This window comes from Mycobacterium sp. MS1601 (genome assembly GCF_001984215.1).
Classification (GTDB): domain Bacteria; phylum Actinomycetota; class Actinomycetes; order Mycobacteriales; family Mycobacteriaceae; genus Mycobacterium.
This window is the reverse complement of sequence record NZ_CP019420.1, coordinates 850353-864824: the sequence shown is the minus strand read 5'-3', so window position 1 is coordinate 864824 and position 14472 is coordinate 850353. Positions and strand designations below refer to the sequence as shown.

Here is a 14472-nt window from a genome sequence, read left to right as displayed (position 1 = left end):
CATGCGTCCACCCACATTGTCGGCCTCGGCGATGGTCAGCAGCAGCCACCCCGCGGCCAGCCTGGCCGGCACGCAGGTACTGGCCGCGGGCGGCAACGCCATCGACGCCACCCTGGCGATGGCGGCCATGACCTGGCTGACCCTGCCCGGGCAGTGCGGCATCGGCGGGGACGCCTTCGCCGTGGTCCGTGAACCCGACGGTCGTATCTGGACGGTCAACGGATCCGGTTTCGGGCCCGACGGTGGCACCACCGATTTCTATCGGGCGCAGGGTCTTTCGAGCATCCCGATGGATGGCCCGCTGTCCGTCGCCGTCCCCGGGGCGCCGGCCGCCCTGGCCGCACTGCACTCCGGTGGTGCAACCCGGTCACTGGCCGAACTGTGGGCTCCGATCGCAGCGACCGCCGAACGTGGGCTGCCGTGCTCGGCGCGCACGGTGGGCGACGCAGGAGAAGCGCTGCGGGCCGGTGACCAGGGACTGGCGGCCGTGTACCGGAGCGCTCGGCTGGGGACCCTGCTCCCGCAACCTGACCTCGCCGCCACCATCCGCCGCCTCGCCGACAATCCCACCGCGTTCTACACCGGGGACTTTGCCCAGCGCGCCGTCGCCACCCTGCAAGCAGCAGGCGCGCCGTTCACCGGGGACGAGTGGGCCGCCACCGCTGCGGTGACGCCGGAGCCGGCGATCACCGGGAGATACGCGGGGGCGCTGATCCACCAGACGCCGCTGCCCACCCCGGGCTGGATGGTGCTGCAACAGGCAGCGCTCTGTGATGCCTCGGTCGGATTCAACGGCTGGCTGTCCGCGCCGGCCATCGACCGGCTGGCCCGCGCCGCGCGGCTGGCGTTCGCGGATCGATTTGCCTTGTGCGGCAGCGACAATGGCGGCGCGAACTACACCCTCGATCCCGAGCGGCTGCTCGCGCAGCGGCGCGACCTCGACGACCGGTCCGAACATGCGGCACCCATCGAAGTCGGCGCCGGCGACACCACCTCCACCGTCGCGGTGGATTCGCAGGGCCGCGCCGTCAGCTTCATCCACTCGCTGGCCTTCACTTTCGGCGCCAAGATCACCGTGCCCGGAACCGGCGTGGTGCTCAACAACCGCCTGGGCCGCGGCGCCTACCTGATCGACGGTCACCCCAACGAGGTGAGCCCGCGCCGCAAACCGCTACACACCCTCAACGCCTGGATCGTCACCGACGACGCAGGTGAACTCCTGCACGTGGGCAACACCCCGGGCGGCGACGGGCAGGTGCAGTGGAACATGCAGCTGCTGTCTCATCTGCTGGACCACGGGCTGGACCCGGCCGAGGCCGTCGCCGCCTCGCGCTTCACCGTCTTCCCGGGCTCCGACGCCGACGTCATCGGCGCTCCCGATGAACTGCGCGTCGAGGAGACGCTGCCCGAACCGGTGCGGCAGGCACTGGGGGAGAACCACCACGTCGTCGTCCAGCCCGCGCTCGGCGCCGGCGGAAGCGCGCAGGTCATCTCCCGCGACGAGCGGGGCATCCTGCTGGGCGCCGCCGACCCTCGCCAGGAAGGCATCGCGCTCGGTGTCGACTGAGGCGCCTCCGCCGCAGGGCGACTACGTCCCCGCTGTCCTGCACGACGGCATCGTCCACACCGCCGGGATGACACCGCGGCGCGACGGCAAGCTCCTGGTCAGCGGCATCGTGGGGGAGAGCCTGACCGTCGAGGAGGCCCGCAGCGCGGCCGGGTTGGCGGCGGGCAATGCGTTGGCCGCGGTGCGATCGGTGACATCCCAGGACGCCGCGCTGCGATGCCTGCAGATGACGGTGTTCATTGCATGCGGTCCCGGGTTCACGGCGCTCTCCGCAGTGGCCGACGGCGCATCGGCCGCCATCACCGACCTGCTCGGTGCGGGGGCACTCCCGGCCCGCAGTGCCATCGGGGTGGCGGCGCTGCCCTCGGGTGCCCCGGTCGAGGTCCAGTTGGTGGTCGCCGTCAACTGATGTCGAGGTGCGAATCGGTTGTTCCTGGACATGTTGCACAGTCAAAGGTGGTTCCACCAAGCGTATTTCGTGTTGCGAGGCCCGAACGACCTGACAGGATTTCCGGCAAGCTGTTCGGTACCACCGCGTCGCGTATCGTTCACGTGAACCGGACCGGCGGGCAGTGGCTCTCACAACAGCTCACCTTCTCCCCGAACCGATCGGATGGTCCGAATTGTCACCGGCGCACTGGATGTACCTACTCGGCCTCGTGGTGCTCATCGTCACCGTGATAGCCAAGAAGAATGTGGTGGCACCGGCGATCATCGCCACGTTCCTCACGGGTCTGGTCTACGCCGGCAGCGTCACCACCGGATTGGCTGCGGTGTTCAACGCAGCCATGGTGGGCACCCGCGAACTCCTGCCCATCTTCCTCATCATCGCCTTGGTGACCGCGATGTTGGGCGCCGTGCGGCAGGCCGGTGCGGAGACCGTGATGATCCGGCCGCTGCGCCGACTGTTCCACAACGGACACATCTCCTATGTGGTGCTGGCGGTGGTCACATTCCTGCTGTCGCTGACCTTCTGGCCGACACCTGTGTTACCGCTGATTGCCGCGATCCTGCTGCCCGCCGCCGTACGGGTGGGGTTGCCGCCGTTCGGTGCGGCATTGGCGATCGCCATCGCGGGGCAGGGCATGGCACTGAGCTCGGACCTGGTGATGGGAGTGGCCCCCAGTTTGTCCGCCGAAGGGGCGAATGTGCCGGCCGGGGCTATCGCCCTGCGGGCCACGATCATTGCGCTGATCGCCGGTGTGGTGGCCCTGACCATCGCTTACCTGCGTGACGTCCGCACCAAGATGCTGGACCCGGTGCAGGCCGCCGCCGTCGTGTTGCCCGTCGAAGCGGCGTCGGAGCCGGCGGTGGCCGACGGAGGCGACGAAAATGCCAGCGGATCAGCGCGTTTGGTGGCATTTGCGGTGCCGGCGGTGTTCGCGGTGCTGTTGGTGGTCATGCTGCTGGGCCGTTTCACCACACTGGTTCCGAATATCGACGAAGGTCTGGGCGCACCGTTGGTGGGCGGCACCGCGGCGCTGGCACTGGTGGCCGTTGCGATACTGGTGAGTCGCAAGAACTGGCTCGGTGATGTCGGGCAGCATTTCACCGAGGGCATCGGATTCTCCTTCCGCACCATGGGCATGGTGATCCCGGTGGCCGGATTCGTCTACATCGGACTGTCGGACTACTCCGGAACCATCCTGGGTGTGCCCGAGGACGGCGAAACACCGGCCTTCCTGCTCGACGCAGTGGCGAAGGTGGAGCCATTGATCCCGTCGACGGGCGTGTTCGCCGCGTTCGCGATGCTGTTGATCGGCATGGTGATCGGACTCGACGGCAGCGGCTGGCCGGGCCTGCCGTTCACCGGTTCGTTGGCGGGCTCCCTCGGCGACAGCGCGGGTGTCGACGTTGCCACCCTGGCCGCGATCGCGCAGAACGGCGCCAGCTGGACAGGCGGTGGCACCCTGGTGATCTGGTCGTCGCTCATCGTGGTCGCCGGCCTCACCGGGGTGTCGGTGATGGATCTGGCTCGCCGGTTGTTCGTGCCGGTGGTGGTCGGTTTGGTGGTGGCCACCACGTTCGCGGCGGCGGTGCTGCTGTGAGTGATGCCGGCCTGGTCGAGACGGCCGAGCGGGTGCGTTCCGGTGCGGTCAGCGCGGTGGAGACGGTGGGCCTGGCACTGACGCGGATCGCCGCGCGCAATGAGGAACTCAACGCCTTCGTCCATGTGGACGTCGACGGGGCGCTGGCGGCGGCCCGTGAGCTGGACCGAATGCTGCACCGCGGTGTCGATCCCGGGCCACTGGCAGGAGTTCCTTTGGGGGTCAAGGAGCTTCACGCGGTGGCCGGTTGGCCATACAGCAAAGGAAGTCGGTCCTATGCCGGTCATGTGGCGGACCACACCTGCACGCTGGTGTCCCGCGCGGTGGCCGCCGGCGCCATTGCGGTGGGGCTGACGGCATCCCCGGAGTTCGGCCGCGCCTCCTACACCGCCTCCGAATTGCACGGTGTGACCCGCAACCCCTGGAACACCGCGCTGACCCCGGGCGGATCCAGCGGCGGTTCGGCGGCCGCGGTGGCCAGTGGGATGGTGCCGGTGGCCACTGGCACCGACGGCGCGGGGTCGCTGCGGATACCGGCGTCCTACTGCGCGTTGGTGGGATTCAAACCGACGTTCGGTCTGGTTCCCCGCGGACCCCGGCACCGGGGCGTCGGCGACAACGACCACTACGGGGTGCTCACCCGCACGGTGCGCGACACCGCCCGATTCCTCGACAGCGTATGCGGATACGACCCGTACGACCGGGCCTCCCTGCCCGCGCCCTCGCCCGGGTTCGAGGACGCCCTGGCGAGCACGGATCTGCGCGGATTGCGGGTGGCGTACACCGCCAGTCTGGGCAATGGACCGTGCGACCCCGAGGTTGCGGCCACCGTCGAGGCGGCGGCGCAGCGATTCATCTCCGCGGCGGGTGCACGTCGGGTGGCCGCCGATGTCCGGATCGACGCGGCGTGCGGACCGGCGTTTCGCACGTTGACCGCTCCGGACGCCTACGTCGACGTCATGACCGCACCCGGACGGGCGCGCGTGCATCCCGCCGTGCGCCGCTATGTGGAGGCCGCCGAGTCCACCGACCTCGCGGCGCTGCTCGACGCCCACGCCGCCCGGGCGCAGCTGGTCGCTGTACTGGCGCAGGCCTTCGAACGTTTCGACCTGCTGCTGACACCCGCGACGCAGCTACCCGCGTTCGCCGCGGAGGGGCCGATGCCGACCGAGATCGCGGGAACACCCGTGGATCACTGGGGTGCATTGGCGGCGACGTTCCCGTTCAATCTCTCCGGGCACCCGGCGGTGTCGGTTCCCGCCGGAGTGGTCGGCGCAGCGCCCATCGGGTTGCAGCTGGTCGGCCGCCGACACGCCGACACCCTGGTGCTCGCCGCTGCTGCCGTGGCGGCTGCCGCCGGTTGATGACCGTAGGTCATCGCCGCGGTGGGGGAGACTGTTACGACAGTCGTATCGTCGTGGGGAGCGTATCCAGACACCCGGTTGGTGGCCAGGATGCGGGCGGCCGCCGGATCGAAAGGTGCTGCGCCACAGGCGAATACGGGCAGCACCGTGCTGTCGAAGCAGCGTCGCAGGTGCTCGCACCGGACTGGGTCGGTGCGTGCCTCGGCGATGACGGCGGGTTCGATTTCGGTCAGCATCACCGCAGAGACGAACGGTATGTCATGGCCGCTGTCGGCAGCGCCGCGCCAGCGATGTCTACAAACTGCCGTTTCCGCCCGGGGGATCATGCGTACGCTGAGGTAGGTCGATCGCGCAATGGGGAAATGGGATGGCGACTTCTTGTTCCTGCTGGCGCCTGCCGTTGGCGCGCAATCGTGCGCTCGACCTGGTCGACGCCCCGGTGCAGCGTCGGCGGGCGGCGTCAGAAACTGGGTGCGCGACCATGTGCCTTGCGCACTGATGGAACACAGTCTGCGTCGCAAGGGCTGTACGCACCTGCTCGATCAGCGAATCTTCACCGACCGCTAGGGCGGGCGGCGCGAACGGCAATTTGGAGCATTGCTGCTCGTCACCTAGACTCTAGGGGTTGCCGTGGGCAGACCTCGGCTGTCGCCTGTTCTCAGGAGATGGCCCTGCGTGCCTTTCAGTAACAAAGACCGCGCACGACAGGTTATTCGCCTGCCCGGAATTCGGGTAGGTCGGGTTCTCTGGCGTGCACACAGATAAATCAGGTCTGAGGAGATCTAGTGATTCAGCAGGAATCGCGGCTCAAGGTCGCCGACAACACGGGCGCCAAGGAGATCTTGTGCATCCGCGTGCTCGGTGGCTCGTCGCGGCGCTACGCCGGCATCGGTGATGTCATCGTGGCGACCGTCAAGGACGCCATCCCCGGCGGCAACGTCAAGCGCGGCGATGTCGTCAAGGCCGTTGTGGTGCGCACCGTCAAGGAACGTCGTCGCGCCGACGGCAGCTACATCAAGTTCGACGAGAACGCGGCTGTCATCATCAAGGCCGACAATGATCCGCGCGGTACCCGCATCTTCGGCCCGGTCGGGCGCGAGCTGCGCGAGAAGAAGTTCATGAAGATCGTCTCGCTGGCTCCGGAGGTTTTGTAAATGAAGGTCCGTAAGGGCGACACCGTGCTCGTCATCTCGGGCAAGGACAAGGGCGCCAAGGGCAAGGTTTTGGTGGCGTACCCCGAGCGCGAGCGTGTGCTCGTCGAGGGCGTCAACCGCATCAAGAAGCACACGGCGGTCTCGGCCAACGAGCGCGGTGCATCCTCGGGCGGCATCGTCACCCAGGAAGCTCCCATCCACGTGTCGAACGTGATGGTCATCGACTCCGACGGCAAGCCGACCCGCGTCGCCGTCCGTCGCGACGAGGAGACCGGCAAGAACGTCCGCACCGCCAAGACCAACGGCAAGGACATCTGAGAGACATGACCACAGTAGAGAGCAACGACAAGGTTCAGCCCCGGCTGAAGCTGCGCTACCGCGAGGAAATCAAGGACGCGCTGAACAAAGAGTTCAACTACGCCAACGTCATGCAGATCCCCGGCGTGGTCAAGGTCGTCGTCAACATGGGTGTCGGTGACGCCGCCCGTGACGCCAAGCTGATCAACGGCGCCGTCAACGACCTGCAGCTGATCACCGGCCAGAAGCCCGAGATCCGCAAGGCCCGCAAGTCCATCGCCCAGTTCAAGCTGCGCGAAGGCATGCCGATCGGCGCGCGCGTCACACTGCGCAACGACCGGATGTGGGAGTTCCTCGACCGGCTGGTCTCCATCGCGCTGCCCCGTATCCGCGACTTCCGCGGGCTGAGCCCCAAGCAGTTCGACGGCACCGGCAACTACACGTTCGGGCTCAACGAGCAGTCGATGTTCCACGAGATCGACGTCGACTCCATCGACCGCCCCCGCGGCATGGACATCACCGTCGTCACCTCGGCGACCAATGACGACGAGGGGCGTGCTCTGCTGCGGGCCCTCGGTTTCCCGTTCAAGGAGAACTGAGCAGATGGCAAAGAAAGCGCTGGTCAACAAGGCCAACAAGAAGCCCAAGTTCGCGGTGCGCGGCTACACGCGTTGCAACAGGTGCGGTCGCCCGCATGCGGTTTACCGCAAGTTCGGACTCTGCCGGATCTGCCTGCGTGAGATGGCTCATGCGGGCGAGCTGCCCGGCGTGCAGAAGTCCAGCTGGTAACCCCCTCCCTTCCTGACTCAAGTAAATCGCGGCAGGCCAGCGCACCTGTGCACGGAACCGCCGCGAGAAAGGTGACACACCTGTCATGACAATGACGGATCCGATCGCAGACTTCTTGACGCGTCTGCGCAACGCCAACTCGGCGTATCACGACGAAGTGACGCTGCCCCACTCGAAGATCAAGGCGAACATCGCCGAGATCCTCAAAAAAGAGGGTTACATCAGCGACTACCGCACCGAGGATGCCCGCGTGGGCAAGTCTTTGGTGGTGCAGCTCAAGTACGGCCCCAGCCGTGAGCGCAGCATCGCCGGCCTGCGACGGGTGTCCAAGCCCGGCCTGCGGGTCTATGCGAAATCGACCAACTTGCCGCGGGTTCTCGGCGGCCTGGGCGTGGCCATCATCTCCACGTCCTCTGGCCTGCTGACCGACCGTCAGGCAGCACGATCGGGCGTGGGCGGCGAAGTCCTCGCGTACGTCTGGTAGCGGGACAGGAGCCGAAGAAACCATGTCGCGTATTGGAAAGCAACCGGTCGTCATCCCCAGCGGTGTCGACGTGACCATCGCCGGCCAGAACGTCGCGGTCAAGGGCCCCAAGGGCACCCTGACCCTCGACGTCAAAGCGCCGATCTCGGTCTCCCGCAACGATGACGGCGCAGTCGTCGTCACCCGTCCGAACGACGAGCGCGAGAACCGCTCGTTGCACGGGCTGTCCCGCACGCTGATCGCCAACCTGGTGACCGGCGTGACCGAGGGCTACACCATCAAGATGGAGATCTTCGGCGTCGGTTACCGCGTCGTTGCCAAGGGATCGGACCTGGAGTTCGCCCTCGGTTACAGCCACCCGGTGCTGATCACGGCTCCCGAGGGCGTCACCTTCGCGGTGGAGACCCCCACCAAGTTCTCGATCACCGGCATCGACAAGCAGAAGGTCGGCCAGATCGCGGCGAACATCCGCCGGCTGCGGAAGAGCGACCCCTACAAGGGCAAGGGCATCCGCTATGCCGGCGAGCAGATCCGCCGCAAGGTCGGAAAGACAGGTAAGTAACCATGGCTCAGACAGCTACACAGGCCGCCGCCCGTAAGCCGGTGGGCCAGAACGTCTCCGCAACGCGTCGCGTGGCGCGCATCCGTCGCCACAACCGGCTGCGCAAGAAGGTCACCGGCACCGAGCAGCGGCCGCGCCTGGTGGTCAACCGCTCCTCGCGGCACATCCACGTGCAGTTGGTGAACGACCTGACCGGCACCACCGTGGCCGCGGCGTCCTCCATCGAGGCCGACGTGCGTGCGGTCGAGGGTGACAAGAAGGCGCAGAGCGTGCGCGTCGGGCAGCTGATCGCCGAGCGCGCCAAGGCTGCCGGCGTGAACGCCATCGTGTTCGACCGCGGTGGTTACACCTACGGCGGCCGCATCGCGGCCCTGGCCGACGCCGCCCGCGAGAACGGACTCGAGTTCTAAATGACTGACAACGGAAGGACCGCATGATGGCGGAGCAGACTTCGGGCGCCGAAAGCGCCTCGAACACCGGCGCCCCCAGTGCCGGAACCCGTACCGATTTCCAGCGCGGCGGCCGTGACGACCGCGGTGGCCGCGGCCGTGGCCGCGGCGACGACCGTGGTGGCCGTGGCGGCCGCGACGATCGCGAGAAGAGCCAGTACATCGAGCGCGTCGTCACCATCAACCGCGTCTCCAAGGTCGTCAAGGGTGGTCGGCGCTTCAGCTTCACCGCCCTGGTGATCGTCGGTGACGGCAAGGGCATGGTCGGCGTGGGCTACGGCAAGGCCAAGGAAGTTCCGGCCGCCATCGCCAAGGGTGTCGAAGAAGCTCGCAAGAACTTCTTCCGCGTGCCGCTGATCGGCAGCACCGTGACCCACCCGGTGCAGGGTGAGGCCGCGGCCGGTGTGGTCATGCTGCGCCCCGCCAGCCCCGGTACCGGTGTCATCGCCGGTGGCGCGTGCCGCGCGGTGCTGGAATGCGCCGGTGTGCATGACGTGCTGGCCAAGTCGCTGGGCAGCGACAACGCGATCAACGTGGTGCACGCCACCGTTGCCGCGCTGAAGCTGCTGCAGCGTCCCGAAGAGGTGGCGGCCCGTCGTGGCCTGCCCATCGAGGACGTCGCGCCGGCAGGCATGCTGCGCGCCCGTCGCGAAAGTGAAGCGCTGGCTGCTGCGGCTGCGCGTGAAGGAAGTCACTGATAATGGCTGAAGTGAAGATCACTCAGGTGCGGGGTGTCATCGGCGCCCGCTGGAAGGCTCGGGAGAGCCTGCGCACCCTGGGGCTGCGCAAGATCCGTCAGTCGGTCGTGCTCGAGGACAACGCTCAGACGCGTGGCCTCATCAAGGCCGTTCATCACCTGGTAGAGGTGGAGGAGGTCAAGTGAGTGTCATCAAGCTGCACGACCTGAAGCCGGCCGCCGGCTCCAAGACCGCCAAGACCCGCGTCGGCCGCGGTGAGGGCTCCAAGGGCAAGACCGCCGGTCGCGGTACCAAGGGCACCAAGGCACGCAAGAACGTGCCGGTGACCTTCGAAGGTGGCCAGATGCCCATCCACATGCGGCTGCCGAAGCTCAAGGGCTTCCGTAACCGGTTCCGTACCGAGTACGCCGTGGTCAACGTCGGCGATATCGCCAAGGCGTTCCCCGAGGGCGGCATCGTCGGTGTCGAGGATCTGGTGTCTGCTGGCCTGGTCCGCAAGAACGTGCTGGTGAAGGTCCTGGGCGACGGCAAGTTGGCCGCCAAGGTCGACGTCACCGCCAACAAGTTCTCCGGTAGCGCCCGCGAGGCGATCACCGCCGCCGGTGGGTCCGCCACCGAGCTGTAAGAACTGAAACGAGAAGCGCCCCGCACACTTCGGTGTGCGGGGCGCTTCTCGTCGTGTCAGGACGAGGGAACGACGACCACGGGCCGGTAGGTGGTGTGCAGCAACGACTTGGCGACGCTGCCGAGCAGCACCCGCTTGAGGCCGGTGCGGCCTCGCGATCCCACCACCAGCGCCGCCGCGCCGTGTTCGTCGGCGGAGGCGATCAGCGCGTCGGCGGTGGCACCTGCGCCGCGACCCCGGCTGGGCGCCGTGGTGACCACTCGGACGCCGTCGGCTGCGGTGGCTTCGGCGCCGGAGCCGTCGGACACCGAGACGGCCACCACCTCGCGGCCCGGGAACAGCGCCTGTGCGGCGGCCACCGCCGTGGCCGCGCCCGCGGAGCCGTCAACACCCACCAGCACGGGGCCGGTGGCCAGCGCCTGGTACTCGGTAGCCAGCAACGTCTGCTTGGTCACCAGCACCGGCACCGGCGAGTGCAGCACCAGCAATTCGGACACGCTGCCCAGCATGGCTTCGGAGCCGGAGAGGCCGCGGGAGCCGACCACCACCGCGGCGGGCTTGGTTGTTTCGGCCAGCTGGGCCAGGCCTATTCCTTCGCCACCCCAGGCCTGCTTCAGCAGCGCTTCGGCCTCCCAGCCGCCGGCCGTGGCCAGTGCCACCCCGGTGTCTGCTATCAGTTGGGCCTCGAACTTCCCCTCACGCTCGACGGCCTCGGACAGCTCGGAGACACTGCGCGAGGTCAGACGCAACCGCTTGCGTAGCGCCGGGCTGGCAAACGGCGGAGTCTGCACGAAGGTGATCTGAGCACGCGCTTTCGGAAACAACCTCGTTCCGACTCTGATCGCAGTGGTGGCAGCCGGTGATCCGTCGTAGCCGACGAGCAGATCCATGAGGTCCCCGTTCCCTTCATCACGCCGTGCGCCAGGTAGGCGCATACAGTCGTTTCCCAGCTTAGTTTCCCGGCGAGAACCGGTCGGTACGCTCGAGGGATGTTCGCCCTTTCAGGAATTCCCGGTCTGCAGGACGTGCGGGCACTGGCTCGCAAGGTCGACACCGCACGGCATCACGGTGTGCCCAGTGGCTGCATCGTCGAGCTGAACCTCGACATCGTGCCGCCGGAAACCGTCGGCTTCGATCCGCTGGTGGTGCTCAACCGCGGCGGCCGGCCGATGACGCTGCGGCAGGCTGTTGCGGCGATCCATCGTGCCGCCGAGGATCCGCGGGTCGCCGGTCTGATCGCCCGAGTCCAGGTGCCCGCAGCGCCCGCCGGGCCGGTACAGGAACTGCGGGAGGCCATCGCCGCCTTTACCGCCGAGAAGCCGTCGCTGGCCTGGGCCGAGACCTTCCCCGGAACCCTGTCCTACTACCTGGCCTCGGCGTTCGGGGAGGTGTGGATGCAGCCGTCGGGCACCGTCGGACTGGTGGGCTTCGCCAGCAACGCCCTGTTCCTGCGTGATGCGCTCGGCAAGGCCGGTATCGAGGCCCAGTTCGTGGCTCGCGGCGAATACAAGTCCGCGGCCAACCTTTTCACGCAGGACAGCTACACCGACGCCCACCGCGAGGCGGACACCCGACTGCTGCAGAGCCTGCATGAGCAGGTCTGGCAGGCCGTCGCGCAGTCGCGGGGCATCGAGGCGGCGGACATGGACGCGCTGGCCGACCGCGCGCCGCTGCTGCGGGACGATGCCGTGACGGGCAAGCTTGTCGACCGGATCGGATTCCGCGACGAGGCCTATGCGCGGATCGCCGAATTGGTTGGTGCCGAGGGTATTTCGCCGGAGACGGGCAGCGCCGACGCTGAGACCGCCCCGCCGCGGCTGTACCTGTCGCGCTACGCCAAGGCCGCTGCTGCGAACTCCGTGCCGACGCTGCCAGTGCCGGGGCGCAAGAAGAAGCCCAAGGTGGCGGTGGTGACGCTGGCCGGGCCCATTGTCAGCGGACGCGGTGGCTCCGGCGTCCCCTTCGGCAACTCGAACGCCGGTGCCGACATCATTGCCGCCGCGCTGCGCGAGGCCACCGCCGACGACGAGGTGGACGCCATCGTGCTACGCGTCGAGAGCCCGGGTGGTTCGGTCACGGGTTCTGAGACCATCTGGCGGGAAGTGGTGCGGACCACCGAAGCCGGTAAGCCCGTCGTCGCGTCCATGGGTGCGGTTGCCGCCTCCGGCGGCTACTACGTGTCGATGGCTGCCGACACCATTGTCGCCAACCCCGGCACCATCACCGGATCCATCGGGGTGGTGACCGGCAAGCTGATCGCCCGCGATCTCAAGGATCGCCTGGGAATCGGCTCGGATGCGGTGCGCACCAATGCCAATGCCGACGCCTGGTCGGTCAACGCCCCCTTCACCGAAGCGCAGCAGCAGCAGGTCGAAGCCGAGGCAGACCTGTTCTACAACGACTTCCTGGCGCGGGTGGCCGCCGGACGCAACCTGTCGGTCGAGGCCGTTGACGCGGTGGCGCGCGGTCGGATCTGGACCGGTGCCGACGCCCTGGGGCATGGTCTGGTCGACGAACTCGGTGGGTTGCGCACCGCCGTCAAGCGGGCACTGGTGCTCGCCGGCTTCGACGCCGACGCCGACGTGACCCTGGCCAGCTACCCGGGCTCGTCGCTGCTGGATGTGCTGCGGCCCAAGCAGTCGTCACAGCCCGCGGCGGCGTCTCTGCCCGAGGCGGTGGCCGCAGTGCTCACGCAGTCGATCACCGGGGTGATCACCCAGGCCGAGCGCACGATCAGCGGTGCCAGCGTGCTGTGGCTGGGCGATACCCGGCTCTAGCTCAACAGATGCCGGCCCAGCCGCAACGTTCGGCGAGGAAGTCCGCGAGGAACGGTGAGCGATAGCCGTCCTCGCGCCAGGTGATGGGGAAGAACGACTCGTCCATCTCGGTGCTTCCGAACTTCTTGTAGCGGCTGTAGATGTAGCCGACCTCGTGTTCGCTGAACCGCGCCTCCGAAGTGGTGCAGTGGGCGACCACCGAACGTCGCGGCCGGTCTGCGTGATTGACCCCGGAGCCGTGCCAGGTGCGACCGGAGTGGAACACACCGCCGCCGGCGGGAACCACCACGGCGACCTTGTCGATCTGGCGACCTTCGGTGTGCGCTGCGACCCGCAGTTCGGCGTCGGGATCCTCGGGACCGTGGAACTCCTCGATCATTCCCCAGGGACGCCACCGGTGTGAGCCTCTGACCAGTTCCAGTGTGCCGCCGTCAACAGTGGTGTCGTCGAGAGCTATCCAACAGCTGACCCAGTCCACGGGTACCGCCCAGCGGTCGTAGGCGGCATCTTGATGAAAACCCAAGGGGCGCCCGCCGACCGGCTTCCACAACACGTTGTCCTGGCTGATCCGGGTGCCCGGCCAACCCCCGAGGCGCGCGCAGGCCCGGCCGATGTCCTCACCCAACACCAGACGCGCGATGTCGCGATCGGCCTTCCACCCGTTACAGATCTGGCGGGTCAGATCAGCACGGTCTCTGCCGGGCTTCCAGTTCCACTCGTCGGGATACAGACCGGTTTCGAACTCACCGCGGAACATCGGTTCGAACTTCTGGAGTGCCCGGGCCACCAGATCGGGGTCGGCGATCTGCTGGACGACCACAAAGCCGTCCGTGTGGAACTCGGCCACTTGCTCGTCGGTGAGCTCGAGCTGGAAAGCAACTGTCATCAGGGCTGTCTCCTGGTGAATTCGGGCCGGGTCTCGGCCTTGGCGCGAACGAGTACATCGGTGACCCCGTCGATGATGGCGGTCAACAACTGGCCACCGGCCGCGGCGCTGGCAGTGGTGGGCCGCCCGACAACCCCGCTGTGGGTGACGGCGGGCATGGGGTAGGTCAGCACACGCCCCACCGTGCGATCGGTCTCGTCAACCGCCCGCTCGAGGTGGGTCAGCTCCGGCGCCATGTGCATCAACATCGATGTCTCGGCGCTGTTGGCATGCGGATCTTGGGCGTCGATGAGATAACCGGCAGAAGCTGCGGGGGTCACGTCGTACAGCGATATGAAGCGACTGTTCATATCGGGGAACTCGTATCGCAGTGTCAACAGGCTGCTCTGGCAGGGTGGGCCGTTGGTGGCATGGGAGTTGACCACGACGAGTTTGCGAAATCCTGATGCGTACACCCAGCGTCCGATGTCGTTCATCACCTCGATCACTGTCGACACCGACAACGAGATGGTTCCGGGCCAGTATTCGGTGTGTCCCAGTGAGCAGCCGTAGCTGACTGCCGGTAGCGCAACGTCATTCGTGCGCGCCACGGCAGCCCCTGCCACGTGTTCGGCCAGCAGTGTGTCCGTGCCGGTGGGCAGATGAGGTCCGTGCTGCTCGACGGCCCCGACCGGCAGCACGGCGACAGCACCGTAGCGGGCCGCCTCGCCGACCTCGTCGCGGGTCATATCCAGCCAGTTGGGCATGATGCAGTTCCTTCTCTCGTTTCGGT

General features: G+C 67.5%; 18 protein-coding genes. 15 read left to right on the top strand and 3 right to left on the bottom strand.

Features of this window, described 5'->3' with window-relative positions; genetic code table 11:
- The first annotated feature begins 1 nt into the window (after position 1).
- The 14 genes from BVC93_RS33855 to rplO all read left to right on the top strand — a co-directional run bounded on the left by BVC93_RS33855 (position 2) and on the right by rplO (position 10037).
- The gene (locus BVC93_RS33855; RefSeq protein ID WP_083736053.1) at positions 2–1567 is read left to right on the top strand and encodes a gamma-glutamyltransferase; all 1566 of its coding nucleotides are present in this window, start codon (positions 2–4) and stop codon (positions 1565–1567) included.
- Positions 1557–1976, top strand: a complete 420-nt coding sequence (locus BVC93_RS04065; protein ID WP_236950237.1) for a RidA family protein — start codon at positions 1557–1559, stop codon at positions 1974–1976. Before BVC93_RS33855 ends, BVC93_RS04065 begins: the two co-directional genes overlap by 11 nt.
- Positions 1977–2139: 163 nt before the next feature.
- A complete protein-coding gene (locus BVC93_RS04060; protein WP_335583112.1) occupies positions 2140–3615 on the top strand; it encodes a permease in 1476 nt (491 codons plus the stop codon).
- Positions 3612–4979, top strand: coding sequence for an amidase (locus BVC93_RS04055; protein WP_192860183.1), 1368 nt, complete (start codon positions 3612–3614; stop codon positions 4977–4979). Before BVC93_RS04060 ends, BVC93_RS04055 begins: the two co-directional genes overlap by 4 nt.
- Before the next feature lie 785 nt (positions 4980–5764).
- Positions 5765–6133, top strand: coding sequence for a 50S ribosomal protein L14 (rplN, locus tag BVC93_RS04050; RefSeq protein WP_024440402.1), 369 nt, complete (start codon positions 5765–5767; stop codon positions 6131–6133).
- Complete coding sequence (gene rplX, locus BVC93_RS04045; protein ID WP_083736049.1) at positions 6134–6451, top strand: 50S ribosomal protein L24; 318 nt, start codon at positions 6134–6136, stop codon at positions 6449–6451.
- Between the two features lie 5 nt (positions 6452–6456).
- Complete coding sequence (rplE, locus tag BVC93_RS04040) at positions 6457–7029, top strand: 50S ribosomal protein L5 (RefSeq protein ID WP_083736048.1); 573 nt, start codon at positions 6457–6459, stop codon at positions 7027–7029.
- Between the two features lie 4 nt (positions 7030–7033).
- Entirely contained in the window at positions 7034–7219 is a 186-nt protein-coding gene (locus tag BVC93_RS04035) for a type Z 30S ribosomal protein S14 (protein ID WP_083736047.1), read from the top strand.
- Between the two features lie 85 nt (positions 7220–7304).
- Positions 7305–7703: a 30S ribosomal protein S8 gene (gene rpsH / locus BVC93_RS04030; RefSeq protein WP_068915635.1), complete on the top strand. Its 399-nt coding sequence runs from the start codon at positions 7305–7307 to the stop codon at positions 7701–7703.
- A 22-nt stretch (positions 7704–7725) separates the two neighbouring features.
- The gene (rplF, locus tag BVC93_RS04025) at positions 7726–8265 is read left to right on the top strand and encodes a 50S ribosomal protein L6 (protein WP_083736046.1); all 540 of its coding nucleotides are present in this window, start codon (positions 7726–7728) and stop codon (positions 8263–8265) included.
- Positions 8266–8306: 41 nt separating this feature from the next.
- On the top strand, positions 8307–8675 hold the full coding sequence (rplR, locus tag BVC93_RS04020; protein ID WP_192860351.1) for a 50S ribosomal protein L18: 369 nt from the start codon (positions 8307–8309) through the stop codon (positions 8673–8675).
- Between the two features lie 26 nt (positions 8676–8701).
- Positions 8702–9412 (top strand): 30S ribosomal protein S5, encoded by a 711-nt coding sequence (rpsE, locus tag BVC93_RS04015; protein ID WP_192860182.1) that lies wholly within the window; start codon positions 8702–8704, stop codon positions 9410–9412.
- A 2-nt stretch (positions 9413–9414) separates the two neighbouring features.
- Positions 9415–9597 carry a 50S ribosomal protein L30 gene (gene rpmD, locus BVC93_RS04010; RefSeq protein WP_083736043.1) on the top strand — a complete coding sequence of 61 codons (183 nt, stop codon included), beginning with the start codon at positions 9415–9417 and terminating at the stop codon, positions 9595–9597.
- Positions 9594–10037 (top strand): 50S ribosomal protein L15, encoded by a 444-nt coding sequence (gene rplO, locus BVC93_RS04005; protein ID WP_083736042.1) that lies wholly within the window; start codon positions 9594–9596, stop codon positions 10035–10037. Before rpmD ends, rplO begins: the two co-directional genes overlap by 4 nt.
- A gap of 56 nt (positions 10038–10093) precedes the next feature.
- Here rplO and BVC93_RS04000 read toward each other — a convergent pair whose 3' ends face one another.
- The gene (locus tag BVC93_RS04000) at positions 10094–10927 is read right to left on the bottom strand and encodes a universal stress protein (protein WP_083736041.1); all 834 of its coding nucleotides are present in this window, start codon (positions 10925–10927) and stop codon (positions 10094–10096) included.
- A gap of 99 nt (positions 10928–11026) precedes the next feature.
- On the opposite strand from BVC93_RS04000, the gene sppA reads away from it, so the two are divergent.
- Positions 11027–12814 carry a signal peptide peptidase SppA gene (gene sppA / locus BVC93_RS03995; RefSeq protein ID WP_083736040.1) on the top strand — a complete coding sequence of 596 codons (1788 nt, stop codon included), beginning with the start codon at positions 11027–11029 and terminating at the stop codon, positions 12812–12814.
- Position 12815: 1 nt separating this feature from the next.
- Here sppA and BVC93_RS03990 read toward each other — a convergent pair whose 3' ends face one another.
- Together BVC93_RS03990 and BVC93_RS03985 are read right to left on the bottom strand one after the other, a co-directional pair.
- On the bottom strand, positions 12816–13700 hold the full coding sequence (locus BVC93_RS03990) for a phytanoyl-CoA dioxygenase family protein (RefSeq protein ID WP_083736039.1): 885 nt from the start codon (positions 13698–13700) through the stop codon (positions 12816–12818).
- On the bottom strand, positions 13700–14446 hold the full coding sequence (locus tag BVC93_RS03985; protein ID WP_083736038.1) for a creatininase family protein: 747 nt from the start codon (positions 14444–14446) through the stop codon (positions 13700–13702). Before BVC93_RS03985 ends, BVC93_RS03990 begins: the two co-directional genes overlap by 1 nt.
- Positions 14447–14472: the final 26 nt, after the last annotated feature.

Excerpts from the sequence above, each read along its gene's own strand:
- rpsH (WP_068915635.1), top strand. The coding sequence starts at position 7,305 with ATGACAATGACGGATCCGATCGCAGACTTCTTGACGCGTCTGCGCAAC.
- rplE (WP_083736048.1), top strand. The coding sequence starts at position 6,457 with ATGACCACAGTAGAGAGCAACGACAAGGTTCAGCCCCGGCTGAAGCTG.
- BVC93_RS04000 (WP_083736041.1), bottom strand. The coding sequence starts at position 10,927 with ATGGATCTGCTCGTCGGCTACGACGGATCACCGGCTGCCACCACTGCG.
- BVC93_RS03990 (WP_083736039.1), bottom strand. The coding sequence starts at position 13,700 with ATGACAGTTGCTTTCCAGCTCGAGCTCACCGACGAGCAAGTGGCCGAG.
- sppA (WP_083736040.1), top strand. The coding sequence starts at position 11,027 with ATGTTCGCCCTTTCAGGAATTCCCGGTCTGCAGGACGTGCGGGCACTG.
- BVC93_RS04035 (WP_083736047.1), top strand. The coding sequence starts at position 7,034 with ATGGCAAAGAAAGCGCTGGTCAACAAGGCCAACAAGAAGCCCAAGTTC.
- BVC93_RS33855 (WP_083736053.1), top strand. The coding sequence starts at position 2 with ATGCGTCCACCCACATTGTCGGCCTCGGCGATGGTCAGCAGCAGCCAC.
- rpsE (WP_192860182.1), top strand. The coding sequence starts at position 8,702 with ATGGCGGAGCAGACTTCGGGCGCCGAAAGCGCCTCGAACACCGGCGCC.
- rplX (WP_083736049.1), top strand. The coding sequence starts at position 6,134 with ATGAAGGTCCGTAAGGGCGACACCGTGCTCGTCATCTCGGGCAAGGAC.
- rpmD (WP_083736043.1), top strand. The coding sequence starts at position 9,415 with ATGGCTGAAGTGAAGATCACTCAGGTGCGGGGTGTCATCGGCGCCCGC.
- BVC93_RS03985 (WP_083736038.1), bottom strand. The coding sequence starts at position 14,446 with ATGCCCAACTGGCTGGATATGACCCGCGACGAGGTCGGCGAGGCGGCC.
- rplF (WP_083736046.1), top strand. The coding sequence starts at position 7,726 with ATGTCGCGTATTGGAAAGCAACCGGTCGTCATCCCCAGCGGTGTCGAC.